We start from the raw sequence: 264 nt of genomic DNA, 5'->3' as shown, positions 1-264 counted from the left end.
AAGGCTTCAATCAGCCCCGCCATAATGCCATCCGGACGATATCGGTGCCAATAATCATGAAACCGGAAGATCGCCATACCCGATTGTTCAATCAGCTTAAGCTTCTCAAGATACACAGGGTCATTCACAAGAGCCTGAGTCTGGTCATGATGATGATAGAAAGCAGCTTCATGCGCAATGAGCAAATTCACCCCGCTGGCAATCGCCTGCTGGATCACATGGTAAGTCGGCATGAAAGCCGTCGCAATGCCTGTCACTTTGGCA

The 264-nt window shown here is 49.6% G+C and carries 1 pseudogene; it reads right to left on the bottom strand.

Annotated elements, in window-relative coordinates:
* A pseudogene (locus tag KVT27_RS25060) lies at nucleotides 1-257 on the bottom strand (Nif3-like dinuclear metal center hexameric protein); the annotation flags it as partial.
* Nucleotides 258-264 lie beyond the last annotated feature (7 nt).

Origin of the sequence: Lysinibacillus sp. GbtcB16, assembly GCF_019091145.1 — a bacterium.
GTDB lineage: Bacteria > Bacillota > Bacilli > Bacillales_A > Planococcaceae > Lysinibacillus > Lysinibacillus fusiformis.
The sequence above is the reverse complement of the archived record's forward strand: the minus strand, read 5'-3'. Positions and strand labels throughout refer to the sequence as shown.